Source organism: Actinomyces bowdenii (genome assembly GCF_017592395.1).
Classification (GTDB): Bacteria; Actinomycetota; Actinomycetes; order Actinomycetales; family Actinomycetaceae; genus Actinomyces; species Actinomyces bowdenii.
The window spans coordinates 1-26,713 of record NZ_JAGFOU010000035.1; the positions used below are offsets into that span (position 1 = coordinate 1).

The 26,713-nt window shown below is 72.1% G+C and carries 22 protein-coding genes, 2 tRNA genes and 1 pseudogene; 13 read left to right on the forward strand and 12 right to left on the reverse strand.

The window, feature by feature from the left end; translation table 11 throughout:
• Positions 1–189 precede the first annotated feature (189 nt).
• Positions 190–546 carry a CBU_0592 family membrane protein gene (locus J5X07_RS12210; RefSeq protein WP_244924987.1) on the reverse strand — a complete coding sequence of 119 codons (357 nt, stop codon included), beginning with the start codon at positions 544–546 and terminating at the stop codon, positions 190–192.
• Between the two features lie 72 nt (positions 547–618).
• Between J5X07_RS12210 and J5X07_RS12215 the strand changes: the two genes are divergently transcribed.
• The 3 genes from J5X07_RS12215 to ettA all read left to right on the forward strand — a co-directional run bounded on the left by J5X07_RS12215 (position 619) and on the right by ettA (position 4,565).
• The gene (locus tag J5X07_RS12215; protein ID WP_124933238.1) at positions 619–1,530 is read left to right on the forward strand and encodes a LysR family transcriptional regulator; all 912 of its coding nucleotides are present in this window, start codon (positions 619–621) and stop codon (positions 1,528–1,530) included.
• 36 nt (positions 1,531–1,566) lie between these two features.
• Positions 1,567–2,688 carry a peptide chain release factor 2 gene (gene prfB / locus J5X07_RS12220; RefSeq protein ID WP_124933239.1) on the forward strand — a complete coding sequence of 374 codons (1,122 nt, stop codon included), beginning with the start codon at positions 1,567–1,569 and terminating at the stop codon, positions 2,686–2,688.
• Positions 2,689–2,882: 194 nt separating this feature from the next.
• Positions 2,883–4,565 carry an energy-dependent translational throttle protein EttA gene (gene ettA / locus J5X07_RS12225; RefSeq protein ID WP_124933240.1) on the forward strand — a complete coding sequence of 561 codons (1,683 nt, stop codon included), beginning with the start codon at positions 2,883–2,885 and terminating at the stop codon, positions 4,563–4,565.
• 194 nt (positions 4,566–4,759) lie between these two features.
• Here the strand turns inward: ettA and J5X07_RS12230 are convergent, their stop codons facing one another.
• The gene (locus J5X07_RS12230; RefSeq protein ID WP_208479987.1) at positions 4,760–5,725 is read right to left on the reverse strand and encodes an acyl-CoA thioesterase; all 966 of its coding nucleotides are present in this window, start codon (positions 5,723–5,725) and stop codon (positions 4,760–4,762) included.
• The gene (gene ptsP / locus J5X07_RS12235) at positions 5,722–7,419 is read right to left on the reverse strand and encodes a phosphoenolpyruvate--protein phosphotransferase (protein WP_208479988.1); all 1,698 of its coding nucleotides are present in this window, start codon (positions 7,417–7,419) and stop codon (positions 5,722–5,724) included. Before ptsP ends, J5X07_RS12230 begins: the two co-directional genes overlap by 4 nt.
• A 252-nt stretch (positions 7,420–7,671) precedes the next feature.
• Between ptsP and J5X07_RS12240 the strand changes: the two genes are divergently transcribed.
• Both J5X07_RS12240 and malQ read left to right on the forward strand, forming a co-directional pair.
• Positions 7,672–7,899, forward strand: coding sequence for a PTS sugar transporter subunit IIB (locus J5X07_RS12240; protein ID WP_124933243.1), 228 nt, complete (start codon positions 7,672–7,674; stop codon positions 7,897–7,899).
• Positions 7,900–8,161: 262 nt separating this feature from the next.
• On the forward strand, positions 8,162–10,324 hold the full coding sequence (malQ, locus tag J5X07_RS12245) for a 4-alpha-glucanotransferase (RefSeq protein ID WP_124933244.1): 2,163 nt from the start codon (positions 8,162–8,164) through the stop codon (positions 10,322–10,324).
• Between the two features lie 21 nt (positions 10,325–10,345).
• On the opposite strand, the gene J5X07_RS12250 is transcribed toward malQ, so the two are convergent.
• From J5X07_RS12250 to J5X07_RS12270, 5 genes are all read right to left on the reverse strand, one after another.
• On the reverse strand, positions 10,346–10,804 hold the full coding sequence (locus J5X07_RS12250; RefSeq protein ID WP_124933245.1) for a PTS sugar transporter subunit IIA: 459 nt from the start codon (positions 10,802–10,804) through the stop codon (positions 10,346–10,348).
• Positions 10,801–13,377 (reverse strand): aminopeptidase N, encoded by a 2,577-nt coding sequence (gene pepN, locus J5X07_RS12255; protein WP_124933246.1) that lies wholly within the window; start codon positions 13,375–13,377, stop codon positions 10,801–10,803. Before pepN ends, J5X07_RS12250 begins: the two co-directional genes overlap by 4 nt.
• A 177-nt stretch (positions 13,378–13,554) precedes the next feature.
• A complete protein-coding gene (locus J5X07_RS12260) occupies positions 13,555–14,658 on the reverse strand; it encodes an LCP family protein (protein WP_208479989.1) in 1,104 nt (367 codons plus the stop codon).
• 15 nt (positions 14,659–14,673) lie between these two features.
• Positions 14,674–15,660: an LPXTG cell wall anchor domain-containing protein gene (locus tag J5X07_RS12265; RefSeq protein ID WP_208479990.1), complete on the reverse strand. Its 987-nt coding sequence runs from the start codon at positions 15,658–15,660 to the stop codon at positions 14,674–14,676.
• 446 nt (positions 15,661–16,106) lie between these two features.
• On the reverse strand, positions 16,107–18,272 hold the full coding sequence (locus tag J5X07_RS12270) for a M13 family metallopeptidase (protein ID WP_208479991.1): 2,166 nt from the start codon (positions 18,270–18,272) through the stop codon (positions 16,107–16,109).
• Between the two features lie 86 nt (positions 18,273–18,358).
• Between J5X07_RS12270 and J5X07_RS12275 the strand changes: the two genes are divergently transcribed.
• The 3 genes from J5X07_RS12275 (at position 18,359) to J5X07_RS12285 (ending at position 21,409) form a co-directional block, all read left to right on the forward strand.
• A complete protein-coding gene (locus J5X07_RS12275; RefSeq protein WP_124933250.1) occupies positions 18,359–18,835 on the forward strand; it encodes a ribose-5-phosphate isomerase in 477 nt (158 codons plus the stop codon).
• A 46-nt stretch (positions 18,836–18,881) separates the two neighbouring features.
• Positions 18,882–19,940 (forward strand): Fpg/Nei family DNA glycosylase, encoded by a 1,059-nt coding sequence (locus J5X07_RS12280; protein WP_208479992.1) that lies wholly within the window; start codon positions 18,882–18,884, stop codon positions 19,938–19,940.
• A 176-nt stretch (positions 19,941–20,116) separates the two neighbouring features.
• A complete protein-coding gene (locus tag J5X07_RS12285) occupies positions 20,117–21,409 on the forward strand; it encodes an alpha/beta fold hydrolase (RefSeq protein WP_208479993.1) in 1,293 nt (430 codons plus the stop codon).
• Between the two features lie 31 nt (positions 21,410–21,440).
• Here J5X07_RS12285 and cysE read toward each other — a convergent pair whose 3' ends face one another.
• The 3 genes from cysE to J5X07_RS12300 form a co-directional block, all read right to left on the reverse strand.
• Positions 21,441–22,043 carry a serine O-acetyltransferase gene (gene cysE / locus J5X07_RS12290; protein WP_424924140.1) on the reverse strand — a complete coding sequence of 201 codons (603 nt, stop codon included), beginning with the start codon at positions 22,041–22,043 and terminating at the stop codon, positions 21,441–21,443.
• A gap of 89 nt (positions 22,044–22,132) precedes the next feature.
• Complete coding sequence (gene cysK, locus J5X07_RS12295) at positions 22,133–23,062, reverse strand: cysteine synthase A (protein ID WP_124933253.1); 930 nt, start codon at positions 23,060–23,062, stop codon at positions 22,133–22,135.
• A gap of 676 nt (positions 23,063–23,738) precedes the next feature.
• Positions 23,739–24,446 carry an IMPACT family protein gene (locus tag J5X07_RS12300; RefSeq protein ID WP_208479994.1) on the reverse strand — a complete coding sequence of 236 codons (708 nt, stop codon included), beginning with the start codon at positions 24,444–24,446 and terminating at the stop codon, positions 23,739–23,741.
• A 205-nt stretch (positions 24,447–24,651) separates the two neighbouring features.
• On the opposite strand from J5X07_RS12300, the gene rpmF reads away from it, so the two are divergent.
• From rpmF to J5X07_RS12325, 5 genes and pseudogenes are all read left to right on the forward strand, one after another.
• Complete coding sequence (rpmF, locus tag J5X07_RS12305; protein ID WP_124933255.1) at positions 24,652–24,816, forward strand: 50S ribosomal protein L32; 165 nt, start codon at positions 24,652–24,654, stop codon at positions 24,814–24,816.
• 40 nt (positions 24,817–24,856) lie between these two features.
• Positions 24,857–24,927: transfer RNA gene (locus J5X07_RS12310), tRNA-Gly, on the forward strand.
• Between the two features lie 48 nt (positions 24,928–24,975).
• Positions 24,976–25,049 (forward strand) — tRNA-Pro (locus J5X07_RS12315).
• A 96-nt stretch (positions 25,050–25,145) separates the two neighbouring features.
• Positions 25,146–25,610: a hypothetical protein gene (locus J5X07_RS12320; protein WP_208479995.1), complete on the forward strand. Its 465-nt coding sequence runs from the start codon at positions 25,146–25,148 to the stop codon at positions 25,608–25,610.
• Between the two features lie 199 nt (positions 25,611–25,809).
• Positions 25,810–26,262, forward strand: a pseudogene (locus J5X07_RS12325) (helix-turn-helix domain-containing protein); the annotation flags it as partial.
• Here the strand turns inward: J5X07_RS12325 and J5X07_RS13160 are convergent.
• Positions 26,209–26,713, reverse strand: a 505-nt coding sequence (locus J5X07_RS13160; protein ID WP_243896837.1) for a hypothetical protein, incomplete at its 5' end; no start/stop codon positions are given. The pseudogene J5X07_RS12325 and the gene J5X07_RS13160 overlap by 54 nt on opposite strands.

Genomic DNA, 26,713 nt, shown 5'->3' on the forward strand with positions numbered 1-26,713 from the left:
GGGCGTCAAAGGTGCGTTAGCGTGAGTCATGAAGACCTCCTCGGACCGGACGTGAGCGTGACAACCCACATCCTGCCCAGGAGGCCTTCACCTACCCAACCCGTTCACAACCTCCCAGGGAAGTACAGCTAGGGGCCCACCATGGCCCCGATCTCCGGCCTGCCCGGCCCCGGCGGCGCGTCGCTTGCCTCAGGCGCGCTCCAGGGGCGCCGCCATGCCCGGCAGGGAGGAGGGGGAGGTGCGGCGCAGGCGGGCCATGAGCTCGGCGCCCTGACGGCGCGAGAGCTGGGCGATGTAGGCGCGCTTGACCGTCAGCAGGATGTTGACGCCCACCACCAGGTAGAAGAAGTTGGCGATGACGCTGGGCCAGGCCCCCGTGTAGGCGCAGTTGGTCATCAGCAGCAGGGAGCCGGAGATGTTGAGCGCCTGGTACCTCAGGGAATCGCCGGCCATGGAGCCCTTGGAGACCAGGACGTAGGCGATGAGGAGCTCGGCCGCGCCGATCCAGGCGCCGGCGGCGATGAGAAGGGGGAGGAGGTCGTTCACGGCGACGATCGTGCTGCCTTGAGCGGTGAAGGTCAATCGCATCTATCTGCATGGGGGATGTAGTTTTCCTTCATGGAGATCTCTGCTGGCCGTCTTGCCGTCCTCCTGGCGGTCCACCGCTCCGGGGGAGTGGTGGCCGCGGCCGACACCCTGCACATCAGCCCCTCGGCCGTCTCCCAGCAGGTGCGCCAGCTGGAGCGGGAGTGCGGCGCCCGCCTGCTCCACCGCATGCCCACCGGCGCCACCCTGACCGAGGCCGGCCGCATCCTGACCGAGACCGCCGAGCGCATCGAGGAGGAGCTGCTCACCGCCCGCCGCGAGCTGGCGGGCCTGGACGACTCGGCGCCCTCCGGGGTGGTGCGGGTGGGCACCTTCGCCTCGGCGGTGCGCGCCGTGCTCCTGCCCGTCCTGGCCTCCCTGGAGCAGGCCCGGCCCGGCCTGGAGCTCATCATCGAGGAGGTGGAGGAGCGCGGCGGCCTGGCCCGGCTGCGGCGCGGGGAGCTGGACATGGTGCTCATCGAGCGCGATGAGCACACCCTGCCCAGCGCGCCCCGCGGCATGGCGGACGTGCCCCTGCTCGACGAGTCCTGGCTGGTCGTCGTCTCCCCGGGGCAGGCCCTGCCGGCCACCCTGGCCGACCTGGTGCGCGCCACCTGGATCGACCTGGCCCCCTCCACCGCCGGCGCCTTCGCCCTGGACCGCCTGGAGCGCCAGCTCGGCACGCCCCTGACCACGCGGCACGTGGCCGACGACTACGACGTCGTCCTGGCCATGGTCAACCAGGGCCTGGGCTGCGCCCTCCTGCCCGAGCTGGCCGTCTACTCCGGAGGGGTGCCCGAGGGGGTGGGCGTGGTGCGGCTGCCGGGGCTGGGCACCCGGCAGCTGGTGGTCAGGCACCGCGCCACGCGCACCGAGCCGGGCCCGGCCACGCGCGCGGTTCTCGAGGCGCTGCTCGCCCAGGCCCAGAGCCTGGAGCTGGGCTGAGGATGAGCGGGCCGGGGCTGCCGTAGACTCGGGTCCGTGGCCACAGACTTCCCCGCTGAGATCGAACGACTCCGACACACCTACGCCTCCATCGCCGCGGTGACCGACCCCGAGGCGCTGCGGGCCCGCATCGCCGAGCTCTCCGAGCAGGCCTCGGCCCCCGATCTCTGGGATGACCCGGAGGCCGCCCAGGTGGTCACCTCCGCCCTGTCCCACGCCCAGGCCGACCTCAAGCGGGTCGAGTCCCTGGCCGAGCGCATCGACGACCTGGAGGCCATGGTCGAGATGGCCGACGAGGAGTCCGGCGAGGACGCCGCCGAGCTCCTGGCCGAGGCCGACGCGGATCTGGTGGCCATCGGCCGGGACCTGGCGGACCTGGAGATCCGCACCCTGCTGTCGGGGGAGTACGACCAGCGCGACGCCGTGGTCACTATCCGCTCCGGGGCCGGGGGCGTGGACGCCGCCGACTTCGCCGAGATGCTCCTGCGCATGTACACGCGCTGGGCCGAGCGCCACGACTACCCCGTCAAGGTCCTCAACACCTCCTACGCCGAGGAGGCGGGCCTGAAATCGGTGACCTTCGAGGTCCACGCCCCCTACGCCTACGGGACCCTCTCGGTGGAGGGTGGCACCCACCGCCTGGTGCGCATCAGCCCCTTCGACAACCAGGGCCGGCGCCAGACCTCCTTCGCCGCCGTCGAGGTCATCCCCCTCATCGAGTCCACCGACCACATCGACATCCCCGAGTCCGACATCCGCATCGATGTCTTCCGCTCCTCGGGCCCCGGCGGGCAGAGCGTCAACACCACCGACTCGGCAGTGCGCATCACCCACCTGCCCACCGGCCTGGTGGTCTCCATGCAGGACGAGAAGTCCCAGATCCAGAACCGTGCCGCGGCCATGCGCGTGCTCCAGTCCCGCCTGCTGCTGCTCAAGCAGCAGGAGGAGGATGCCAAGAAGAAGGAGCTGGCCGGGGACGTCAAGGCCTCCTGGGGGGACCAGATGCGCTCCTACGTGCTCAACCCCTACCAGATGGTCAAGGACCTGCGCACGGGCCACGAGGTCGGCAACCCCGACTCCGTCTTCGACGGCGACATCGACGGCTTCATCGACGCCGGCATCCGCTGGCGCAAGCAGCAGGACGGCGCCGAGCAGTAGGGCGGCCGGGCATGGGCCCAGCAGCCCCCGCCGGGGAGGCATGGGCGTGCACCGCCTCACGGCGCTGCGCCGTCGCCAGGGCCACGGGGCTCCCGTAGGCTGGGGCGCGGTGCGCGCACGGCTCGACCGTCCCGGCAGCCGCTGGCGCGCAGGCGATCACCCACTCACACCCTGACGAAAGGCGCAGCGAAGAAGTGGCTGAGTACATCTACCAGATGATCAAGGCGCGCAAGGCGCACGGAGACAAGGTCATCCTCGACGACGTCACCATGGCCTTCTTCCCCGGGGCCAAGATCGGCATGGTCGGCCCCAACGGCGCCGGCAAGTCCTCCATCCTCAAGATCATGGCCGGCATCGACCAGCCCTCCAACGGCGAGGCCCGCCTGACCCCCGGCTACTCCGTGGGCATCCTGCTCCAGGAGCCCCCGCTCAACGAGGATAAGACGGTCCTGGGCAACGTCGAGGAGGGCGTGGCGGGCATCAAGGCCAAGCTTGACCGCTTCAACGAGATCAGCGCCCTCATGGCCGACCCCGATGCCGACTTCGACGCCCTCCTGGCCGAGATGGGCACCCTCCAGGACGCCCTGGACGCGGCAGGCGCCTGGGACCTGGACTCCCAGCTGGAGCAGGCCATGGACGCGCTGCGCTGCCCGCCGCCCGACGCGGAGGTCAAGCACCTCTCCGGCGGTGAGCGCCGCCGCGTGGCCCTGTGCAAGCTCCTGCTGGAGGCCCCCGACCTGCTTCTGCTCGATGAGCCCACCAACCACCTCGACGCCGAGTCCGTCCTGTGGCTGGAGCAGCACCTGGCCTCCTACAAGGGAGCCGTCATCGCCGTCACCCACGACCGCTACTTCCTGGACCACGTGGCCCAGTGGATCGCCGAGGTCGACCGCGGCCACCTCTACCCCTACGAGGGCAACTACTCCACCTATCTGGAGACCAAGGAGAAGCGCCTGGAGGTCCAGGGCAAGAAGGACGCCAAGCTCGCCAAGCGCCTCAAGGAGGAGCTGGAGTGGGTGCGCTCCTCGGCCAAGGGCCGCCAGGCCAAGTCCAAGGCCCGTCTGGCCCGCTACGAGGAGATGGCCGCCGAGGCCGAGCGCACCCGCAAGCTCGACTTCGAGGAGATCCAGATCCCCCCGGGCCCCCGCCTGGGCAACCAGGTCCTGGAGGCCACCGATCTCAACAAGGGCTTCGATGGGCGCACGCTCATCGACGGGCTGTCCTTCACCCTTCCGCGCAACGGCATCGTGGGTGTCGTGGGCCCCAACGGCGTGGGCAAGTCCACCCTGTTCAAGACCATCGTGGGCCTGGAGCCGCTCGACGGCGGGGAGCTCAAGATCGGCCAGACCGTCAAGCTGTCCTACGTCGACCAGTCCCGGGCCGGCATCGATCCCAAGAAGACCCTGTGGGAGGTCGTCTCCGACGGACTGGACCACATCAAGGTCGGCAATGTCGAGATGCCCTCGCGCGCCTACGTGGCCTCCTTCGGCTTCAAGGGCGCCGATCAGCAGAAGCCCGCAGGCGTGCTCTCCGGCGGTGAGCGCAACCGCCTCAACCTGGCCCTGACCCTCAAGCAGGGCGGCAACCTCATCCTCCTGGATGAGCCCACCAATGACCTGGACGTGGAGACCCTGTCCTCCCTGGAGAACGCCCTGCTGGAGTTCCCCGGCTGCGCCGTGGTCATCACCCACGACCGCTGGTTCCTCGACCGCGTGGCCACCCACATCCTGGCCTGGGAGGGCACCGAGGACAATCCCGCCAACTGGTACTGGTTCGAGGGGAACTTCGCCTCCTACGAGGAGAACAAGGTCGAGCGCCTCGGCCCCGAGGCCGCCCGCCCCCACCGGGTCACCTACCGCAAGCTGACCCGGGACTGATCCGAGTCAGGCCGAGCCTGCTCGAGCCTTAGAGGCGATGGAGGGTGCTGAGCCCGCAAGGGAGCGCATGCGGCTGAGCCGCCCCCGTCCCTCCTGCCGGGCCCGGCACTCCCACCGAGACCGAGGGCGCCACCGCCTGCCTGCCTCGGTGAGGAGCGCCGGGCCCGGCGCAGACAGGGCGGGCAGGCGGGCCCTCAGCCGGCCTCGCCGTCGAGGCGCACCTGCCAGCGGCCTGAGCCCTGGCCTGCGCCGTCATCGTCCCGGGGCATGCGCACCATGCCCTCCTGGGCGATGGTGCACACCAGGCGCCCGTCGGTGTCGTAGACCCGCGCCCGGCCCAGCCCGCGCCCGCCCTGGGAGCTGGGGGAGTCCTGGGCGAAGAGCAGCCACTCGCCCACGTTGACGTCCCGGTGGAACCACTGGGCATGGTCCAGGCTGGCCAGGCTCAGGCCCCGGCTGCGCCAGCACAGCCCCTGGCTGCGCAGGACGGGCTCCAGCATCACCTGGTCGCACACGTAGGTCAGCAGGGCCCGGTGCACCGTCTGGGAGGCCTCCGGGGGCACCGGGCCCCGGGCTCGCATCCACAGGTGCTGGGAGGCAGAGGGCTCCGGGGCGGGGCGCAGGTAGAGGTTGCCCTCCACATGCTTGATGTCGAAGGCCGCCGTGCGCCCCAGGAACTTGGCCACCGGGTGGTCGATGGTGCGGAAGATCTCCAGGGCGCTGGTCAGATCCTCGGGGCCCGGCACCTCCGGCGCCCCCATCTGGACCTCGGCGCCCTCCTGCTCCTCCTGGTAGGAGGAGATCATGCTCAGGATCTCCGTGCCCCCCTGCAGGGCCGTGGTGCGGCGCTGGGAGAAGGAGCGCCCGTCGTGAAGGCGCTCGACCCGGAAGGTGATGGGCTCCTCCGGGCGCCCGCCCCGCATGAAGTAGGCATGCACCGAATGCGGCAGGCGCTCGCCGTCCCCGTCGTCGGGCACCGTGGCCGCCGCCGCGAGCAGGCCCTGGGCCACCACCTGCCCGCCGTAGACGCGGCCCGAGAGCTGGGGCAGTGAGGAGGCGGTGAACTCATCCCTCCCGTCCCCGGCATCGAGGGCCAGGATCCTGGCGACGGAGCCGAGCGGCTCCTGAGCGATGCCGGGGACGGGATAGGGGAGCGTCACAGGCCGAGCTCCTCCAGGATGGACAGCCTGGAGCGGACGGCCTCGCGGGCGTCCTCGGCGGTGGGGGAGTCCACGGCGATGCGCGCCAGCTCCTGGCACTCCTCGAAGGTCACCGACTTCAGCACGGCGTCCACATCCGGCAGGGCGCGCGCCGTCATCGACAGGGAGGCCACGCCCAGGCCCACGAGCACCGTGGCCAGGGCCGGGTCGGCCGCGGCCTCGCCGCACACGCCCACCGGGCGGCTGCGGTGCGCCGAGCCCTCGCACGCCGTGGCGATGAGCCGCAGCACGGCGGGCTGCCAGGCCGTGGACAGGTCGGCCAGGGAGGACAGCAGGCGGTCCGCGGCCATGACGTACTGGGTGAGGTCATTGGTGCCGATGGAGGCGAAGTCGGCGTGCTCGAAGAGCTTGTCGGCCATGAGCGCGGCCGAGGGCACCTCGATCATCATGCCGGCGGTCTGCAGGCCGTAGGAGCGGGCCTTCTCGGTGAAGGCCCGGGCCTCCTCGGTGGTGGCGATCATGGGGGCCATCACCCACACCTTGGCCTCGGTGGCCGCCTCGGCCTTGGCCAGGGCCTCGAGCTGGTGGTCCAGGACCTCGGGGTCGCGGCGGGTAGTGCGGTAGGCGCGCACGCCCAGGGCGGGGTTGGCCTCCGTGGCGTCGGTGAGGAAGGGCAGGGGCTTGTCGGCCCCGGCGTCCAGGGTCCGCACGACCACCTTCTTGCCGGGGAAGGCGGCCAGCACCCCGGTGTAGGCCTCCACCTGCGCCTCGACGGTGGGCTCCTCGGGCTGGTCCAGGAAGCAGAACTCGGTGCGGAACAGGCCGATGCCCATGGCGCCGGCCTCCGCGGCGCTGCGCGCCCCGGCGGCGTCCCCGACATTGGCCAGCAGCTGGACCTCGCGGCCGTCCTTGGTGGCGCCGTCGCCGTTGAACACGCGCACGCGGGCGGCCAGCTCCTTGGCGCGGCGCAGGGCGTCCTCGGAGGGGTTGAGGGTGATGGTGCCCTTGGTGCCGTCGACCAGGACGATGTCGCCGTCGGACAGGGCGTCGGTGACCTCCTCACCGGTGCCCACGATGGCGGGCATGCCCAGGGCGCGGGCGAGGATCGCCGTGTGGGAGGTGGGCCCGCCCTCGGAGGTGATGAAGGCGACGACCTTCTCGGGGTCCAGCAGGGCGGTGTCGGCGGGGGCCAGGTCCTCGGCCACCAGCACGAAGGGCTCGGGCAGGCGGGGGATGCCCGGCATGGGGGAGTCGGTGAGCACCGCGACGATGCGGTCGCGCACGTCCGCGACGTCACGGGTGCGCTCGGCCATGTAGCCGCCCAGGGACTCCAGCATGGAGGCCAGGGTGCCGGCCGCCTCCCACACCGCGCGGGCCGGGACCAGGCGGCGCTCGCGCACCATGGCTTGGGCCGAGGAGGTCAGAGTGGGGTCGGCAGCCATCTGCGCGGTGGTCTCCAGCAGGGTGCGGGCCTCGGCCTTGGCCTCGGCCGCGGACAGCTCCAGGCCCTTCTTGACCCGCTGGGCCGCCTCGGCGATGCGCTCGCACTCCTTCTCCAAGTCCGTGTCGGAGGGCAGAGTCGCGATCTCGGGCTCAGGGATGGACGGCGCCATGCGGGCGACCGGTCCAGCGACCAGGCCGGGACTCACGCCGATGCCGGAGAGGGTGGTAGGGGTGACGTCTGACGCGCTCATTGCGTGCTCCTCGTCGGAGGCGAAACGGGATCGCCGCTCATTCTGCCTTGTGATGGCCGCATCTGAGGGCATTCCGCCAGGGGAAGAAATCTTGCGGGCGGGCTGGGGCCGCACTCATGGCGAGGCCGCCCGGGCCCGTTCCTGGGATAAAGTGATGACGAGCACGACCGGTCCCGGCCGCCCCCGGCCCCGCCTCCCCGGCGCGGCCCGTGCCGCAGGCGCGGTCGCAGGACACGAGCACGAGGAGTTTTCATGAGCAAGGCAGCACAGATCATCGCCGGACTGGGCGGTCAGGAGAACATCGTCGACCTGGAGCCCTGCATCACCCGCCTGCGCGTGGAGGTGGTGGACCCGGGCAAGGTCGAGGAGGAGGCCCTGCGCGCCGCCGGCGCCTTCGGGGTCGTGCACTCGGGCAGCGTCGTCCAGGTCGTCGTCGGCCCCACGGCGGACGACCTGGCCTCGGAGATCGCCAAGCTCTGACGTGGCTCAGGGCTGGGCCGCCCGGGGCGGGGACCGCCTCGGCCCGCCCACGGCCGGCCCTCGGTGCGCGCCCGGGCGCGGCGGAGTGGACCAGGACCCCACCCGTTGTGCAAACTTTGCTGCAACGCATGGATCGCCCAGCGCTCGGCAGCGTCGCCCCGGATGGCGAGGCGCACGTGGGCCCGGCACCACGCGCCCCATCCCTGCGGGCTGGCACCGCCCTCCCGCGCACCACTGCAAACTGCAAGGCTGGCCCAAGCACATGACTGAGATCAACGACGACCACATCCCGGCTTCCGAGAGCCTCAAGCACCTGGCAGAGGTCCATGGAGTCTCCACCGAGTACTGGGACTACCACGGAAGACTTGCCTCGCCCCGGCGCGCCACCCTGGTGGCGGTCCTGGCCGCGCTGGGCGTCAGGGCCCGCGACGAGGAGGAGATCGAGGAGGCCCTCAAGGAGCACGACATCGCCCCCTGGCGGCGCACCCTCCCCCCCACGGTGGTCATGCGGGCCGGGACTCCCTCCTCCGTGGTCGTCCACCTGCCCGACGGCGCCTCGGTGACCCTGCGCGTGCGCCTGGAGGGCGGTGGTGAGAGGGCACTGGCCCAGACCGAGGACTTCACCGTCCCCCGGCAGGTCGATGGGATCCTGCGCGGCCGGGCCACCTTCAGCCTCCCCGGCGATCTGCCCCTGGGCTGGCACACGCTGGTCGCCCAGGTCGGCCCCGCCCGCGGCCAGGCCGCGACGACCGCGACCGCCGCCCTGGCGGTGACCCCCGAGCGCCTGGAGCTGCCCGACTCCCTCGGCGGCCGCGGCTGGGGCGCCATGGCCCAGCTCTACTCCGTGCGCTCGCGGCGGTCCTGGGGGGTGGGCGATGCCGATGACCTCACCGAGCTGGTCAGCTTCCTGGGCGACGAGGGCGCGGACTTCCTGCTCATCAACCCCCTGCACGCCGCCGAGCCGGCGGGCGCCATGACCCCCTCGCCCTACCTGCCGGTCACCCGCCGCTTCATCAATCCCATCTACATCCGCCCCGAGAGCATCCTGGAGGTCTCGCGCCTGTCCGGGCCGCGCCGCTCCCTGGTGCAGTGGGCGGTCGAGGAGGTCCAGGAGACCAACCTGAACGCCGAGCCGATCGACCGTGATGCGGTGTGGAAGGCCAAGCTGGAGGCCCTGGAGGTCATCTTCGCCGAGGGCCGCTCCTACTCCCGGCAGCGCGACTTCGAGCGCTTCAGGGCCGAGCAGGGCGAGGGCCTGGAGCGCTTCGCCCTGTGGAGCGCCCTGACCGAGAAGTACGGGCCTCTGGAGGAGTGGCCCTCCACGCTCCACGACGCCGATTCCGCCTACGTGGCCAACGAGGCCCACGGCCTGGCCGAGCGCATCGACTTCTACGCCTGGCTGCAGTGGATCGTCGACGAGCAGCTCGCCCGGGCCCAGGCCACGGCCCTGGAGTCGGGGATGGCCCTGGGCATCATGGGCGACCTGGCGGTGGGGGTCCATCCGCGGGGGGCCGACGTGTGGTCCGATCCCCAGGCCTTCGCCCCGGGGGTGACCGTGGGCGCGCCGCCGGACATGTACAACCAGCAGGGGCAGAACTGGTCCCAGCCGCCGTGGAGCCCCGAGCACCTGGCCGAGTCCGCCTACGCCCCGCTGCGCGAGGTCGTGCGCTACGTGCTGCGCCACGCCGGCGCGCTGCGGGTGGACCACATCATCGGCCTGTTCCGCCTGTGGTGGATCCCCGAGGGCATGGGCGCGGACGCCGGGGCGTACGTGCGCTATGACCACGAGGCCATGGTCGGGGTGGTGCTCCTGGAGGCCTACCGGGCCGGCGCCACGATCATCGGTGAGGACCTGGGCACCGTCGAGCCCTGGGCGCGCGAGTACCTGGCCAGCCGCGGGGTGCTGGGAACCAGCGTCCTGTGGTTCGAGAAGCAGCACGACGGCTGGCCCCTCCAGCCCGAGGTCTACCGGCACCTGGCGCTGTCGACGGTCAACACCCATGACCTGCCGCCCACCGCCGGCTACCTGGCCGATGAGCATGTCGAGCTGCGCGAGCGCCTGGGCCTGCTGAGCGAGTCCGTGGACCAGGTGCGCGCCGAGGCCCGCCTGGAGCGCGATCGCATGCTGGTGCGGCTGCGCGAGCACGGCCTGCTGGGGGAGAGCCCCACGGAGAGGGAGATCGTCGAGGCGCTGCACCGCTACGTGGTGCGCACCCCCTCGGCCCTGGTGGGCGTGGCCCTGGTCGACGGCGTTGGTGAGCGCCGCACCCAGAACCAGCCCGGCACCGATGAGGAGTACCCCAACTGGAAGATCCCGCTGGCCGACGGCGCCGGAGAGGTGGTCCTGGTCGAGGACCTGCCCGGCAATGTCCGCCTGGGAAGCCTGCTGGCGGCCGTGCGCGAGGAGATCGACCTGCGCTCCTAGGCCGGGCCCCGCTGCGGCCTCCTAGTCCCAGTGCAGCAGCGCCTGCCCGGCCCGCACCCGGGTGCCCGGGCCGGGCAGGCGCAGTGCGCGCTCCTGACCCCCCATGGCCACCAGCGGGACGATCGGGTTGAGGCCCTCGGCCTCCACCGCCGCCGGGGACCAGGAGATCACCGGCTCGGCCGCGTCCAGCCCCTGACCCACCAGGGCCAGGGGCCGGAAGTGCAGGCTCTTGAGCCCCACCGTCTCCAGACCCAGGTGGACCAGGATCTCGCGCCCGTCCGGCGCGGTGATGACGAAGGCGTGGGGGTGGATGGAGGAGATGGTGCCGCCCACCGGCGCCAGGGCCGGGGAGCATCCTGGCGCCCGCTCGGGCGCGATGGCCAGGCCCGGTCCCAGGAGGCGGCCGGAGAAGACCGGATCGGGGACCTCGGCGATGCCCACCACCACGCCGCTGACGGGCGCCAGGATGCTCAGGCTCACCGCAGCGCCGCCTCGGCCTGCTGGGCGCTGGCCACCCGCTCGGCGGCATCCAGGTTCTCGCGCACGGTGCGCCGCAGTGCCGCTGGAGCCTGCTCGTGCTCGGCCAGCCACCCCCGGAGCGCGCCGATGGGGTCGGCCCCCTCCAGGCCCACCGTGGCCGAGGACCACAGGCCCCTGAGCAGGTTCTCGGCCATGTGGAAGGTGCGCGACTCCCAGATCCCCTCGGCCTCGCGCACGTACTCGGCGATATAGGGCACGAGTAGCTCGGGGCTGCGCTCCACATTGGTCAGTCCGCGCAGGACGCGCACCTGGGTCTCATTGGGCATCGAGGCGTCGTCCACCAGCGCGCGCCAGGCGGCCTCCTTGGCCTGGGCGGTGGGGATGGAGGCGCGGGCCTCGGCGGCGCGCTCACGGCCCGTGGTGGTCACGTCCCGCCCGGCCTCGGCCTCGATCCGCTCCTGGCCGTGGCCTCCGGCGGCCACCAGGCCGATGAGCAGCTCCCAGCGCAGGTCCTGGTCCACGGCCAGGCCCTCCAGGACCGTGGTGCCCTCCAGGATGCCCGCCACCGCATCGAGCTGCTCGGGAGTGGTGGCGTGGGCGGCCAGGGCGCGCACGAGCTGGAGCTGCTTGTCGCTGCCGGGCCGGGCCGCGCGCGCCAGGTCCAGCAGGCCCTGGGCGGTGGGGGAGGCCAGCTCGCGGCGCCGCTGCGGGGGAAGGTAGGCCGACAGGCAGGTGGTGATCCGGCCGAGCAGGCCCTGGAGCACCGAGGAGTGCTCCTCGACGCCCAGGGCGCGCAGGGCCGCCTGGAGGAACCGGGAGGAGGCGAGCTCGCCGTCGCGCACCATGTCCCAGGCCGAGGCCAGCACCACCGAGCGCGGCAGGGACTCGGTGAAGGCCTCGATGTGCTCCAGGCCCAGTCGCAGCGAGTCCTCGTCGAGGCGCACCTTGGCGTAGGTGAGGTCCTCGTCGTTGAGGACGATGACGTCGGGGCGGGCCGAGCCGACCAGCTCGGGCACCTCCGCCAGCTCGCCATCGACGTCGAGCTCCACGCGCCCGGTGCGCTCCAGGCGCGCCTGCTCGCCCTGGCCGGTGAGGCTGTAGAGGCCCAGCACCACGCGGTGGGGGCGCAGCGAGGCTGGGGAGCCCTCGGGGATCTCCTGGCGGATGGCGGCCCGGGAGACCAGTCCGTCGGCCACCGTGATCTCGGTGCGCAGCGTGGTCACCCCCGCCTCCTGGAGCCACACCCGGGTCCAGGCCGACAGGTCGCGGCCCGAGACCGCCTCGAGCTCGGCCAGCAGGTCGGACAGCTCGGCGTTGGCGTAGGCGTGGGCGGCCAGGTAGTTCCTGATCCCGGTGAAGAAGTTCTCCCGGCCCACGTAGCCCACCAGGGCGGCCAGCACGGAGGCGCCCTTGGCATAGGTGATGCCGTCGAAGTTGACCTCGACGTCGTGCAGGTCGTTGATCTCGGCGGCCACCGGGTGGGTGGAGGAGAGCTGGTCCTGGTTGTAGGCCCACCCCTTCTCAATGGTCTGGAAGGTGGTCCAGGCATCCGACCAGCGCGTGGTCTCCGCGGTGGCCAGGGTGGAGGTGTACTCGGCGAAGGACTCGTTGAGCCACAGGTCGTTCCACCACGTCATGGTCACCATGTCGCCGAACCACATGTGCGCCAGCTCGTGCAGGATCGTCACGGCCCGCCGCTCCACGCGGGCCTGAACGGGCCGGGAGCGGAAGATGTAGTCGTCGCGGTGGGTCACGCACCCGGCGTTCTCCATGGCCCCCGCATTGAACTCGGGCACGAAGATCTGGTCGTACTTGGTGAAGGCGTAGGGCGTGGAGAAGAGCTCCTCGTAGTAGGCGAAGCCCCTCTTGGTGATCTCCAGGATCTCCTCGGCGTCCATGTGCTGGGCCAGGCTGGCGCGGCAGTACACGCCCAGGGGGATGACGCGGCCGTCGTCGGCCACGTACTCGTCCCTGACCCCCTCATACGGCCCGGCCACGATCGCGGTGATGTAGGAGCTCATGCGCTCGGTGGGGGCGAAGGCGAAGGTGCGGGCCCCCTCCCCGGCGTCGGTGGGCTCGGGCGTGGGCGAGTTGGACAGGACGGTCCAGGCGGCGGGGACCGTGACGGTGAAGGTGAAGGAGGCCTTGAGGTCGGGCTGCTCGAAGACGGCGTAGACGCGGCGGGAGTCGGGCACCTCGAACTGGGTGTAGAGGTAGGTCTGGCCGTCGGCGGGGTCGGTGAAGCGGTGGAGGCCCTCACCGGTGTGCATGTAGGAGCAGTCGGCCTCCACGACGAGCTCGTTGTCCGCCTCCAGGCCCTCCAGGGCGATGCGCGAGTCGGCGTAGACCTGCGCGGGGTCCAGGGGGCGGCCGTTGAGGACGATGCTGCGGACCTCGGCGGCGATGAGGTCGATGAAGGTGGAGCCGCCGGGAGTGGCGCTGAATCGCGCGGTGGTCGTGGAGCTGAAGGTCTGCTCGCCGCGCGTGAGGTCCAGGACGACGTCGTAACTGGTGGTGGTGACGGTGGCGGCGCGTGCGATGGCCTCGTCGCGGGTCAGGTTCTGACCGGGCATGTGTGCTCCTCGATATGGGTGGATGGGGCGGCTCGGCCGGTCCTGCCGCACCGGTGCGGCAGTCGGGGCGGGAGCCGTCGCCGATTGTCTCACCGCTCCGGCCCGCGGTGAAGCATCACCGGGCACGCCGCTGCCGCGGGCCGGCGCCCGGGGCAGCGGGCCCCTGCGCGGCCGGGGCTATGGCGCGGCCGGGGTGCAGGCCCCGGGGGTGTAGCCGTGCTGGGCGAGGACCTCGTGGGAGCGCTCATCGGGGAAGGCCATGACACTGCCCTCCTGGGTGGGCAGGGGCAGGCCCTCGACCGTGAGGGCGCCACTGCTGCGGGCCCGGGAGGCCGAGCGCGCCAGGGACAGCAGATCCAGGGCCCCGGTGCTCTCATCGAGGGAGAGGTGGGAGGCGATCCGATGGATCCGAGTGCGCATCGTCCAGGGGTTGGCGGCGCCATCACTCATGGCGCTGAGCATCGCCGTCATGACCATGGAGGTCGACTCACTGCGGTACTTGTTCCCCTCGGTCTCCCCCAGGGGGGTCCAGGCGCCCTCGCGCAGGATCTCGGGGTGCCGGGAGCGGACCAGGGCCAGGGCCTGGACGCCGTCCAGCCGCTGGCGCCCCGCCCGGGAGAGGTCCAGTCCCGAGTAGCTGTCGCGCACGGGCTCGGGTATCTCGACCTCCAGGCCCCCCAGGGAGTCGATGATCGCGGCGAACTGCGCCATGTCGATGGTCACCAGGTGGGTGGTGGTCACTCCCAGGGAGCCGCACAGGAGGTCGACGGTGTACTGGGGGCCGCGCAGGTGGCTGGCGGCGAGGCGCTCCAGCTCCCCGCCGGGGCCGCGGGCGGTCAGCTCCCGGGGGAGGGTGAGCACGGACAGGCCCTCGTCGCCGGGCTGGACCAGGGCGATGATATCGGCCCGGGATCCCTCGACCTCGGCGGTGGTGCCGTAGTGGTTGGGGCCGGCCGGCACTGTCTCGCGGGAGTCCAGGCCCAGGATGAGCCAGGTCTGCCCGGGGGAGCCGGATGCCTGGGGGCCGGGCTGGGGCAGGGCCACCTCCACCCGCTGGGGCCGGTGGGAGAGCACCGCGAGGTCCGTGCAGATGAGTGCCACCAGGGCCAGGACCAGGCCGAGGGCGATGATCGTCAGGCGCCGTCGCCGGGACCAGCTGCGGGGCGGCGCCCAGCGGCGGCGTGCGCCCTGCGGAGGGGAGGGCCGGCCGGATGAGAGCTTCGCCGGGGAGGGCACGCCTGGCGTGCCCTCCCCGGCGAAGGAGGTGGAGGACTGGGTCATCCCAGCATCATGGGCTCAGGCCTTGCGACGACGGACGTAGAGCACACCGCCGCCGATGGCCACCAGGGCCAGGGCGATGCCGCCGAAGAGCAGGCCGTTGGCGCCGGTGCGGGCCAGGGCCGAGTTGCCCCGGGCGGGAGCAGCGGCCTGGGTGGCACCAGCGGTCACCGACACGGTGGCGCCGCTGCCCTGGGAGGCGGCGGGCTCGTGGGTGGCGCCGTCAGTGCCGGTGGAGCCCACGGTGCCGTCATTGCCCTGGCCGCCCTTGCCGCTGTTGTCCTCCACGGCGCTGTAGGTGCCGCCGGAGACCTGGATGAGCTTGATCGAGCCGGCGGTCTCGCCGTAGCGGCTGCCGGTGATGACCAGGCGGTAGGTGCCGTCGGGAATGCTGGTGGGCGCGGGGAAGGAGCCGGTTCCCTTGCCGTCCTGGTCGATGGTCATCTCGCCCAGGGTGGCCGCCACGGAGTTGTCCTCCACCGCGTTGAGGGTGACGGTGGCGGTCTCGCCACTGGAGAAGCCGCCGACCTCCACGGCGATGGTCTGGGCCCCGGCCTCGCCCGTGATGGTGTAGCTGCCGGTGACCTCGGTGTTGTCGAACACGACGGCCTCGGCGTCGGCGCCGGTGACGCCGTTGTAGGTGCCGCAGGCGGCGCCGACGCTCCAGCCGTCCTGGTTCGGGTCGCCGCCACTGGCCTTGATCGCCGCGGCGACGTCCAGGGTGGTGCTCCAGGAGCCGTCCGCGGCGGGAGTGACGGTCACGCCGCCGGAGACGTCATTGCTGCCGGGGGGCAGCAGGGCGACGCCGACGGTGGCATTCGTCCCGGTGCAGCCGACGCCGGACACGGCCAGCGCGGTGTCGGCCGGGTTGACGACATCGGCGACCGTCGTGATGTCGAACTGGCTGTCAGTGGACTCGTCGGCCAGGGCCGGCGCAGCGACAAGGGAGGCGCCGAGGATGGCGGCGCCGACGCTGAAGGCGGTGAGGGGGCGTCCAGGACGCATTGAGACCTCCAAGGGTGGGATTGGGTTCAGTTGGGTTCTCGTGTGGGCCACGCCCCGATCCGGATCGTGACGTTGCTGTGATCATTGACGAGGCTAGCGTGAAACCCCTGGGTCGCGCCATCTTTGAGGGTGATGAAAATGTGATCTTCCTCGGCTGCCTGCGGGTCGCGGCGCGGTGACGGGGGTCGGAGGGGCTTCGCCGTGGGGGCCATCCCATGGAGGATGCGCTGGTCAGGGCCCTATTGCCCAGGTCTCGGCGGCGATGGGGGCCGCATCGGGCCCGGGGAGCCCGGCCTCGCGATGGCCTGGCGCGATGAGGCGCCCTGGGCGGGCGCCCGGCGCGTCGCGGGGCGGCGGCCCGGGCGCGTGGGGTAGGGGCGCGGCCGCGGCCCGCCATCCCGGCCCCGGCCGCACCCCGGGTCGGCCCGCTCACCGGGCCGACCCGCTCACCAGATGGAGACGCGCTCGTCGGGGTCGAGCCACAGGGCGTCGTCGGGCCCCAGGTCGAAGGCCTCGTAGAAGGCATCCACATTGCGCACGATCCCGTTGCAGCGGAACTCCGCGGGGGAGTGCGGGTCGATGGTCAGGAGCAGCTCGGCGTAGTCATCGCGGTTCTTCGAGCGCCAGATGCGCGCCCAGGAGTAGAAGAAGCGCTCCATGGCGGTCAGCCCCTCGATCACCGGCGCCTGGTCCACCGACTCGATGCCCTGGGCGGCCAGGGCCAGGCGGTAGGCCTTCAGGGCGATGCCCAGGCCCCCCAGATCGCCGATGTTCTCACCGATGGTCAGGGCGCCATTGACATGCGGCACCTCATCGACGGGGGTGCCCGCGGCCTGGGCGCGCTCCACCAGCAGGGCCGGGCGGTAGGCGTCGTACTGGGCGATGAGCGCCCGGGTGCGCTCGGTGAAGGCCTCGCGGTCCTCCTGGGTCCACCAGTCGCTGACCTTCCCGGTCCCATCGAAGGTCGAGCCCTGGTCGTCGAAGCCGTGCCCGATCTCGTGGCCGATCACCGCGCCGATGCCCGCGTAGTTGACGGCGTCGTCGGCCTGCGGGTCGAAGAAGGGCGGTTGGAGGATCGCGGCGGGGAAGACGATCTCGTTCATCGTCGGGTTGTAGTAGGCGTTGACCGTCTGGGGCGTCATGTGCCACTCATCGCGGTCCACCGGGCCGGTGAGCTTGTCCAGGGCCCGGGCCAGGTCCGCGGCCTCCACGCTGCGCACCGAGGCCATGACGTCGCCGGGGGTGATCACCACGGCCGAGTAGTCCCGCCACTTGACCGGGTACCCGATCTTGGGGGTGAACAGGGCCAGCTTCTCCAGGGCCCGCTCGCGGGTGGCCCGGCTCATCCACTCCAAGGAGGAGATGGACTCGCGGTAGGCCTCGATGAGGCGGGCGACCAGCACCTCCATGGCCTCCTTGTGGGGCGCGGGGAAATGGCGCTCGACGTACAGCTCGCCCAGGGCCTCGCCCAGGCACGACTCCACCAGGCCCACCCCGCGCTTCCAGCGCGGCCGCAGCTCGTCGGTGCCCTGGAGGGTGCGCCCGTAGAACTCGAAGCTCTCCTCCACGAAGGCGGCCGGCAGCAGGGAGGCCCGCCCGTGGACCACGTGCCAGGCCGCCCAGGCCCTGAGATCCTCCAGGTCGGTGGACTCCCACACGCCCGCGGCATGCGGCAGGTAGTCGGGCTGGGTGACGATGGCCTCATCGAGCAGGCGGGTGCGCTCCACCCCGGCCAGGGCCGCAGCCTGCTCCACCCCCGCGCGCCACTCCTGCCAGGGCAGGCCCGGGGCCGAGCCCAGTGCCTCCTGCCAGGACATCGGGTTGTTCATCCTCTCGATGTCACGGCAGGCCACCCGGTCCCAGTGGCCCTTGGCCAGCGCCGTCTCCAGGGCCATGACCCGGCCGGCCAGATCCTCGGCCGGGGCGCCCAGGCGCTCGGGAAGGCCCGCCAGCTCCAGCATCCTGGCCACATGCGCCGTGTAGGCCCGCCGCAGCTCGGCCTGGGCCTCCTCGCGGTAGTAGGACTCATCGGGAAGGCCGAGCCCGGACTGCCCGATCCAGGTGGTGTAGCGCTGCGGATCGTTGAGATCCACCTCCACCGCGGCGTCGATGACGCCGGTGAAGCCGGTGGCGATCATGGCCCCGATGGCCCGGGCCAGCTCCTCCTTGGTCGAGGCCCCCAGCACCGGGGCGAGATCGGCCTCCAGGGGGGCGGTGCCCAGGGACTCGATGCGCTCCTCATCCATGAAGGACGCGTATAGGGCCCCGATCCGCCCGCGATTCGACGCGGCCGGCGCCTGCGCGCCCGAGTCCTGCGCCTGTCGGGCCGCCTCCTCGACGATCTCGCGGCAGGCCTCCTCCGAGGCGTCGCGCAGGGCGATGAAGGCGCCGGTGCCGGGCCGGTCGGCCGGGATCTGCGCGGTGGCCAGCCAGGAGCCGTTGACGTAGCGGTAGAGGTCGTCCTGGGGGCGCACGGCCCCGTCGATGGCGCTGCTCTCCAGCACCCCGGCGATCACCCGCTCCGCGCAGGGCCCGGCGGAGGCGGCCGGCGCCGCCGGGGCGCTCGAGCGGGAGGAGGGCGAGGATGCGGGAGAGGCGGGGGCGTCAGTCATGGCGCCACGCTAGCGCCCTGCGACCAGGACGGACCTCACGGCCCCGCTGCTGCGCGGAGGTGTTCGCGTGAGGCACAATCCCTGACATGCGCATCCACATCGCCTCCGACCATGCGGGCTTCGAGTTCAAGGCCGCCCTCAGCGAGCACCTGGCCGGGCGAGGGCACGAGGTCATCGACCACGGCGCCCACGCCTACGACCCCGAGGACGACTACCCCGCCTTCTGCCTGGACTGCGGGGAGGCGGTGGTGGCCGACGCCGGGAGCCTGGGCGTCGTCCTGGGCGGCAGCGGCAACGGTGAGCAGATCGCCGCCAACAAGGTCGACGGGGTGCGAGCAGCCCTGGCCTGGTCGGTGGAGACCGCTCGACTGGCCCGTCAGCACAACAACGCCAACGTGGTGGCCCTGGGCGGGCGCATGCACTCCCGGGACCAGGGCCTGGAGATCATCGACGCCTTCATCGCCGAGCCCTTCAGCGGCGATGAGCGGCACGTGCGCCGCATCGCCCAGCTCGCCGACTACGAGCTGCGCGCCCATGCCGGGATCTCCCCCGCCCGGGGCTGAGCCGCCGCCGAAGTACCGGGACGAGTGCCAGGAGCAGCATCGGACCATGCCCGAGGGCCACACCATCCACCGACTCGCCGCTGCCCTGAGCGAGCTCTACGGAGGGCAGCGGCTGCGCGCCTCCTCCCCGCAGGGCCGCTTCGCCGCCGGCGCCGAGCGGCTCGACGGGCAGGTGATGCTCGGGGCCCAGGCCCACGGCAAGCACCTCTTCGTCCCCTTCGGCCCGCGGGCCGACCTGCCCGTGGATGACGGGGCCGTCACCTGGCTGCGCATCCACCTGGGCCTGTACGGCTCCTGGACCTTCGACGGGGACGGAGAGTTCACCGCGCCCCACGCCATCGGCGCGCCCCGGCGGCGGGTGGGGGAGCGGGGCGAGCATGCGCTGGCCCACGGCGGGGGCTCGGCCCTGTCCGGACTCAGGGGACAGGACCCGGTGCCCCGGGCGCTCCTCGGCCAGGGCGGCGCCGAGCCCGGGACGGCCTCCGGGGACGCGCGTGGTGGCGGGCCGGGGGAGCCCCTCGCCCCGGCGTCCCGGCAGTGGGAGCCGCCCGAGCCGCGAGGGGCGGTGCGCCTGCGGCTCCAGGGTGAGCACGGTGTCGCCGACCTCACCGGGCCCGCGGCCTGCGAGCTGCTGGACGCCGATGGCGTGGCGGCCGTGCGCCGCCGCCTGGGGCCCGACCCGCTGCGCCCCGACGGGCAGGCGCAGGCCTTCGTCTCCGCGGCGCGGCGCCGGCGCAAGGCGGTGGGCGAGCTGCTCATGGACCAGTCGGTCCTGGCGGGAGCCGGCAACATCTTCCGCGCCGAGACCCTCTTCCGCACCGGGACCAGCCCCTTCCGCCCCGGCAACCGGGTCAGCGAGCAGCGCCTGCGCGCCATCTGGGACGACCTCGGGCCGCTCATGGAGTACGGGGTGGCCACCGGCTTCATCACCACCGTCGATGAGCAGGACGTGCCCGAGCCGCTGCCGCCGGGCGATGAGGAGGCCGGGCGCTGGTACGTCTACCACCGCACCGGCCGGCCGTGCCTGCGCTGCGGGACGCCCATCGCGGAGAGGGAGGTCGCCGGGCGCCGCCTCTTCTGGTGCCCGCGCTGCCAGGCCCGCTGAGCGCCGTCGAGGGCCCGCCTCCGTGCGATCCGCCCCTTCTGGACGCACATGCGCCCTCTTCAAGGGAGCATATCCGTGTCCAGAAGGGCGAAAGCGCAGGCGACAGCCGGGCACCGCCGAGGCGGATCGCGTCCAGTACGGGTGCAGGGCGTCGCCGGGCCGCTTAAAGTGCGCCCGTGACCACCTCAGCACTGAGCTCCACCGCCTGGTCCTCGGCCACCGCCGGGCTCCTCACCCGCGAGCATCGCCTGGCCGTCCCCCTGGACCGCAGCGGCCAGGGGGACCGCATGCCCGATGGCGGGCGCACCCTCACCCTCCACGCCCGGGAGGTCGCGCTCGCGGGCGAGGACCCGGCCGTCAAGCCGCCGCTGGTCTTCCTCCAGGGCGGCCCGGGATTCGAGGCGCCGCGCCCCAGCGCCGACGCCGGCCTGGGATGGCTGGGCGCCCTCCTGGAGCACCACCGCCTCATCCTGCTCGACCAGCGCGGCACCGGAGGCTCGACCCCCATCGACCGCCCCGACGCCGGAGGGGATGCGGCCGGGACGGCCCGCCTGCTCACCCACATGCGCGCCGATGAGATCGTTGAGGACTGCGAGGACCTGCGCCGCGGCCTGGGCCTGGAGCGCTGGAGCGCGGCGGGCCAGTCCTTCGGGGGCTTCTGCGTCACCCGCTACCTCTCCGCTCATGCCGACAGCCTGGAGCGCGCCTACCTCACCGGGGGCCTGCCGGCCGTGGGCCACGGCATCGAGGAGGTCTACGCCCTGACCTACGAGGCGATGCGGTCGGCCAGTGAGGACTACTACGCCCGCCACCCCGCCGACCGCGACCGGATGGCCGCCCTCATGGAGGCCGCCGCCCGGGGTGAGATCCTCACCCCCGAGGGCCGCCCGGTGGGCCCCACCCGCCTGCGCGGACTGGGCATCGCCCTGGGCGCCAGCGGTGGAGCCGACGCCCTCCACCACCTCCTGGAGGCCGACCCCGCCTCCGCGCGCTTCCGGCACGACCTGGCCGGGATGCTGCCCTTCAGCGCCCGCAACCCGCTCTACGCCGTCATCCACGAGTCCTGCTGGGCCGACGGCGGGGTGACGGCGTGGGCCGCCGAGCGGGGCCTGCCCGAGGCCTTCGCCCAGGACCCCACCCTGCTCACCGGTGAGCATCTCAGCCACTCCCATCTGGCCGAGGACCCCCTGCTCGCCCCCTGGCTGGAGGTCGCCGACCTCCTGGCCGAGCAGGAGTGGCCGCGCCTCTATGCGCAGGACTGCCTGCGGGCCGCCCGGGTCCCGGGCGCGGCGGCCGTCTACGCCCGGGACGTCTTCGTCCCCATGGCACTGTCCCTGGAGACCGCCTCCCTCATACCGGGCATGCGCACCTGGATCACCAGCGAGTACGAGCACAACGGGTCGCGGGCCTCGGGCGGCGCGGTCTTCCGCCGCCTGCGCGACCTGGCCGCAGGCATTGTCATGCGCTGAGCCGCCCGGAGCCCTCCTTCATCAGAGACGCTCAGATGTAGATGGTGGGGTCGAGCATGAGCTCGGGATCCGTGCGGGGGTCGCGGGCGCGGCTGGGCACGCCCACGGCCACATGCCCCTGGGGCAGGTTCTTGACCAGCACGGCATTGGCCCCGATCTTGGCGCCGTCCTCCACCGTCACCGGCCCGAGCACCTTGGCCCCGGCCCCGATCTGCACGTTGTTGCCGATCGTGGGGTGGCGCTTGCCCGGGCTCATCGAGACCCCGCCCAGGGTGACGCCGTGGAACATGAGAACGTCGTCGCCCACCTCCGCGGTCTCCCCGATGACCACACCCATGCCGTGGTCGATGAAGAAGCGCTCGCCGATCCTGGCGGCCGGGTGGATCTCGATGCCGGTGGCGCCCCGGGCGATCTGCGCCAGGGCGCGCGCAGAGAAGTGGTGGCCGTGGTTCCACAGCTGGTGGGCGGCCCGGTGGGCCCACAGGGCGTGCACCCCGGGGTAGAGCAGGGCGACCTCCAGGCTGGAGCGCGCCGCGGGGTCGCGCCTGCGCGCGGCTGCCAGGTCTCCACGGGCCTGCTCCAGCAGGCGGCGCATCGTCGTGGCCGGCTTCGCCGGTCCGGGCGGCTTGGGCATGGTGTTCTCCTCGATGGTGGGACGGCGCCGGCCGGGGCGGGGCCCGCGGCGCCCCGGCCCTGGGGCGCGGGCACCGCGGGCCCTCGGTCTCAGTTGAGCAGGTCCTGGAACAGCACCGTGGACAGGTAGCGCTCGCCGGTGTCGGGCAGGACCGTGACGATCGTCTTGCCCTCGAACTCGGGGCGCTTGGCCAGCTCGGCGGCTGCCGCCAGGGCAGCGCCGGAGGAGATGCCCACCAGCAGCCCCTCCTCGGCGGCGGCGCGGCGGGCATAGGCGATGGACTGCTCCGAGCTGATGTGGAGCAGCTCGTCCCAGACCTGCTGGTCCAGGACCTCGGGGATGATGTTGGGGCCCATGCCCTGGATCTTGTGCGGGGACCAGGAGCCCTCGCTCAGCAGGGGGGACTCGGCGGGCTCAACCCCGTAGATCCTGACCCCCGGCTTCTCCTGGCGCAGCACCTGGCCCACACCGGTGAGGGTGCCGCCGGTGCCGATGCCCGCCACGAAGGCGTCGAGCCCGCCACCGGTCTGCTCCAGGATCTCCCGGGCAGTGGTCTCGCGGTGGACCTTGGGGTTGGCGGGGTTGGTGAACTGGGAGGCCAGGATGGAGTTGGGGGTGGCGGCCTGGATCTCCTCGGCGCGCTTGACCGCCCCGGCCACGCCCCCCTCGGTGGTCAGCACCAACTCGGCGCCGAAGGCGCGCATGATGGCGCGGCGCTCCTTGGAGAAGGTCTCGGGCATGGTGATGACCACCCGGTACCCCAGGGCGGCACCCACCATGGCCAGGCCCACGCCGGTGTTGCCGGAGGTGGCCTCGATGATGGTGCCCCCGGGCTTGAGCGCACCGGACTCCTCCGCGGCGCGCACGATGGACAGGGCGATGCGGTCCTTGACGCTGGAGGCCGGCTCGAAGGCCTCCACCTTGGCCAGGACGGTGGCCGGGGCGCCGTCGGTGATGCGGTTGATGCGGACCAGGGGGGTGTTGCCGACGAGGCCGGTGACGTCGTTCGCGTAGGCCATGATGATTCCTTTACTTCTGCGTGCGTGGGCGGGCCCGCGGGCTGGCAGGGCCTGGGCCGGCGCGGGGCCGGTTGCAGTGCCTGGGGCGGTGGCCGATCGGGAGTCGATCGGGGCCCTGCCCACCGGGGCTCCGGGGTCCCGGAGGCGGCGTGACAGCGCCGGCGGCACCAGACCTGTTCGAGGCGGGCCCGGGTGCGGTTCGCGGCCGCATGGGGTGGCAGTCGGGTAGGGGCTGCACGGGGGAGCGCCGGGCATGCGCGCAGCGACGCGCGCACTGGATATCGTGGCCTGGCGCCCTATCGACACCGACAGCAGGAGGACATGCGGCGCATCACGGGCACAGCAGGAGCAGCCCTCATGATGTCCTCCTCTCGATCTTCCCCGCTCCGGCGATTGTGCGCCGGGTGCCCGGGGACGCGGGGCCAGGTGCGCGCGGATCGGTCTTGACGCCCGTCGGCCACCGCATGACGGCGGATAGGGGCATACTACCGGCGTCCTGAGGCACGGCGACCTGCAGAACCGCATTGTGGGCATTGTTTCGCCGTGGGCGTGACAGCGGGGGCCGTCCATCTCCTGCTGGCCCGTGCGCTTCCTGCTGGGTCACTCGCATCACGCTGGGCCAGTTCGTCCGTTCTGACCCGGCGGTATGCGTGTGAGCCAGCAGAAGGCGGGTGGGCTATCGGGTCACGGTGGCGGGGGCCGCCGTCGGGGTCTCGACGAGGCGACTGCCCGCGGGCTCGGGCACCGCCCGCCCCTGAGTGCGCGAGGCCAGGACCTCGGTCAGGGCGACGGCGTCGGAGGAGGCGGTCGTCAGGGTCAGGACGGCGTGGGTGGGCCCCCAGATGGTCTCCTCCAGGCCGATGCCCTCCCGCGGCGGCAGGGCCCGCAGCTCGGCCTCCAGCCTGCCGGCCTGTGCGAGGGGAACCCGGACCTCCCACAGGTGGGCCCGACGCTGCTCGACCCAGGAGGCGGCCGCCAGGGCGCGGGCGGCGGTCTCGGAGTAGGCGCGCACCAGGCCGCCCGTGCCCAGCAGGGTGCCGCCGAAGTACCGGGTCACCACGACGGCGGCATTGACGGCGCCGCTGGCGCGCAGGACCTCCAGCATGGGCTGGCCGGCGGTGCCCGAGGGCTCGCCGTCATCGCTGGAGCGCTCGACGGGCTGGGCCCCCTGCGGGGCCAGGATGAAGGCCGAGCAGTGGTGGCGGGCGTCGGGATAGGTCGAGCGGATGCGGGCGATGAAGGCCCTGGCCTCCTCCTCGCTCTCCGCACGGGCGGCGCGCCCCAGGAAGCGGGAGCGCTTGACCTCCAGGCCGATCTCCGGCTGGTCGGCGCGTGCGGGGGTCAGGCATGAGGGGCTCGGCTCGCTGACCTGGTGCAGGCTCATTCGGCCATCCTCCCATGGGGCGGTGCCCCACCGGTGGGCGCCGCGAAGGGCAGGGGCGGTGAGGGCGGCGCGCCGACGGGACCGATGTCACATGGCCGACACCGGTTCCGGGCTGGAAGCCCGCGCCCGGGAGTCGTTATGGTGTCCCTCGGTCCAGTTTTCGACGGATCGAAGGATCCCTAATTATCGTGGAAGGAGCGGGTCCATGGCAGTGCCCAAGCGGAAGATGTCCCGCAGCAACACCCGCAACCGCCGTTCGCAGTGGAAGGCCGAGCTCACCACGCTCGACACCGTGCGCATCGGGGGGCGCAAGATCACGGTGCCCCGCCGCCTGGTGAGGGCCTACAAGGCCGGTCTCATCGAGCACTGAGACCAGTGCGGGGGCTGAAATCACACGCCTCCGCTCCCTCGCGGGTGTAGCTCAATGGTAGAGCCTCTGCCTTCCAAGCAGATTGCGCGGGTTCGATTCCCGTCACCCGCTCTGAGAGCTTCTCGGGGCCGTCGATCAGGGCGGCCCCGACGGCTCTTCCGGGCTGTGGCGCAGTTTGGTAGCGCACCTGCTTTGGGAGCAGGGGGCCGCGGGTTCAAATCCCGCCAGCCCGACTCACGTCCTTCGGCTCCCCCTCAGTGCGACGCGGCCGTTGGCAATCACTCGCGCTCTGCGCCGCCCGGGCTCCATGCCCTGGCCATCCGATGGACATGAGCAGGTTCCGCCTCGCCCTCGTCCTGTCCGCCATTGTCGTGAGCGCTGTCGGCGATTCGGTGGTCCACGCCCTGCTCCTGCTGTCGGCCTCGCGCCTGTCCGTCGCGTGGTGGGTGACGGGCGTTGCTCTGGCGAATCTGCTCCCGCCTGTGCTCCTGGCCCCGGTCCTCGGCTCGCTGCTCGATCGTGCTTCGGGGAGAATCGCCTGGATCGCCGCCGCCGCGGCCTACGCTCTGTGCGTGCTGGGAATGGTGGTGTCGCCCTGTGCGTTGCCGGTGGTTGCCTGCGCCGCCCTGCAATCGCTGTGCGCCGTCGTTGTCTCCGCCGGCACTTCCGCCTTCCTCCCCTGGCTCCACGGGACGACCGAGTCGCGGGCGAGTTCCTGGATCGTCGCCATGGGGCGGTGGCCTCCATCGTGGGGCCACCAGTGGCCGCGCTGCTCTTCGGCTTTGGGCGGCTGATCGCCTTCGGGGCAGTGACTCTCGCCCTCCTCCTGGCCGCGCTGGGCATCGCCTGGCACGGTCCGGGAGTGGACCGGTTAGGTGTACTGATCGGACAGGTTGGTTGAAGGACTGTGATCCGGGCGTGTGAGCAAGGGGAGGGCCTTGCTGGTTGAGTGGGACTTGCCACAGCACCACGTCAAGCCAGGAAGGCCCTCTTGTGTCCCACGCTAACGCAGCACTGACCCCAAGACACCGTCCGATCGTCGCCCGGCTCGTTGTCGACAGCGGCGTGCCGATCTGCGAGGTCGCCGCGAGGTTCCAGGTCTCCTGGCCCACCGTCAAACGATGGGCCGACCGCTACCGGGCCGGCGAGCCCATGACGGACAGATCGTCACGCCCCCACCACAGCCCGAACAAGACCCCACAGCGCGTAGTCAGACGCTGCGTGAGCCTGCGGCTTGGGCTCCCAGAGGGACCGGTCCAGCTCGCTGCCCGGTTCGGTATCGCACCTTTGAGCGTCACACGGATCCTCACGGCCTGCCGACTCAACCGGTTATCAGCCTGTGATCGGGCCACCGGGGAACCGATCCGCCGCTACGAGCACGACCACCCCGGCTCACTGGTCCATGTCGAGGTCAGGAAGATCGGCAACATCCCCCACGGCGGCGGCTGTCTGGGGTGAGTGGTGTTTCTCGGACAGGGGAGGACGTTCGTCCTCCTTTGATTCGATAGGATGGAGCCGCCTCGAGGGCGAAGTGACTGTGATGAGTTCAAGGCGCAGGTGGTGCGCGGGGTGATCGAGGAGGATCGCGCGATCGCGTCGGTGGCCGCTTCCTGCGAGCTGGTGCCCCAGACGGTTGGCATCTGGGTCGCGAAGCTTAAGAAGGAGCGCGGCAATGCCGAGGAAAGACAAGCGGCTACCGAAGCCGCGGAGATAGCCTGTTTGAAGAAGCAGGTCCGTGAGTTGCAGCAGGGATGCGAGTTCTTGAAAAAGGGTGTGCCACGAAGGTGGGGTGCTGCATGGGTGTGTAGGTGATGCAGTGCTGAGTTGTGCTGCGTAGGACATGAAGGTTTTGGCCCTTCGGAGTCGCCGTGCGGGCGGGGGCTTCAAACCGCCACAT

Coding starts and splice junctions, on each gene's coding strand:
- J5X07_RS12215 (WP_124933238.1), top strand. CDS start 619: ATGGAGATCTCTGCTGGCCGTCTTGCCGTCCTCCTGGCGGTCCACCGC.
- ptsP (WP_208479988.1), bottom strand. CDS start 7,419: ATGAGCGCGTCAGACGTCACCCCTACCACCCTCTCCGGCATCGGCGTG.
- J5X07_RS12240 (WP_124933243.1), top strand. CDS start 7,672: ATGAGCAAGGCAGCACAGATCATCGCCGGACTGGGCGGTCAGGAGAAC.
- malQ (WP_124933244.1), top strand. CDS start 8,162: ATGACTGAGATCAACGACGACCACATCCCGGCTTCCGAGAGCCTCAAG.
- pepN (WP_124933246.1), bottom strand. CDS start 13,377: ATGCCCGGTCAGAACCTGACCCGCGACGAGGCCATCGCACGCGCCGCC.
- J5X07_RS12260 (WP_208479989.1), bottom strand. CDS start 14,658: ATGACCCAGTCCTCCACCTCCTTCGCCGGGGAGGGCACGCCAGGCGTG.
- J5X07_RS12265 (WP_208479990.1), bottom strand. CDS start 15,660: ATGCGTCCTGGACGCCCCCTCACCGCCTTCAGCGTCGGCGCCGCCATC.
- J5X07_RS12270 (WP_208479991.1), bottom strand. CDS start 18,272: ATGACTGACGCCCCCGCCTCTCCCGCATCCTCGCCCTCCTCCCGCTCG.
- J5X07_RS12275 (WP_124933250.1), top strand. CDS start 18,359: ATGCGCATCCACATCGCCTCCGACCATGCGGGCTTCGAGTTCAAGGCC.
- J5X07_RS12280 (WP_208479992.1), top strand. CDS start 18,882: ATGCCCGAGGGCCACACCATCCACCGACTCGCCGCTGCCCTGAGCGAG.
- cysE (WP_424924140.1), bottom strand. CDS start 22,043: ATGCCCAAGCCGCCCGGACCGGCGAAGCCGGCCACGACGATGCGCCGC.
- cysK (WP_124933253.1), bottom strand. CDS start 23,062: ATGGCCTACGCGAACGACGTCACCGGCCTCGTCGGCAACACCCCCCTG.
- J5X07_RS12300 (WP_208479994.1), bottom strand. CDS start 24,446: ATGAGCCTGCACCAGGTCAGCGAGCCGAGCCCCTCATGCCTGACCCCC.
- rpmF (WP_124933255.1), top strand. CDS start 24,652: ATGGCAGTGCCCAAGCGGAAGATGTCCCGCAGCAACACCCGCAACCGC.
- J5X07_RS12320 (WP_208479995.1), top strand. CDS start 25,146: ATGAGCAGGTTCCGCCTCGCCCTCGTCCTGTCCGCCATTGTCGTGAGC.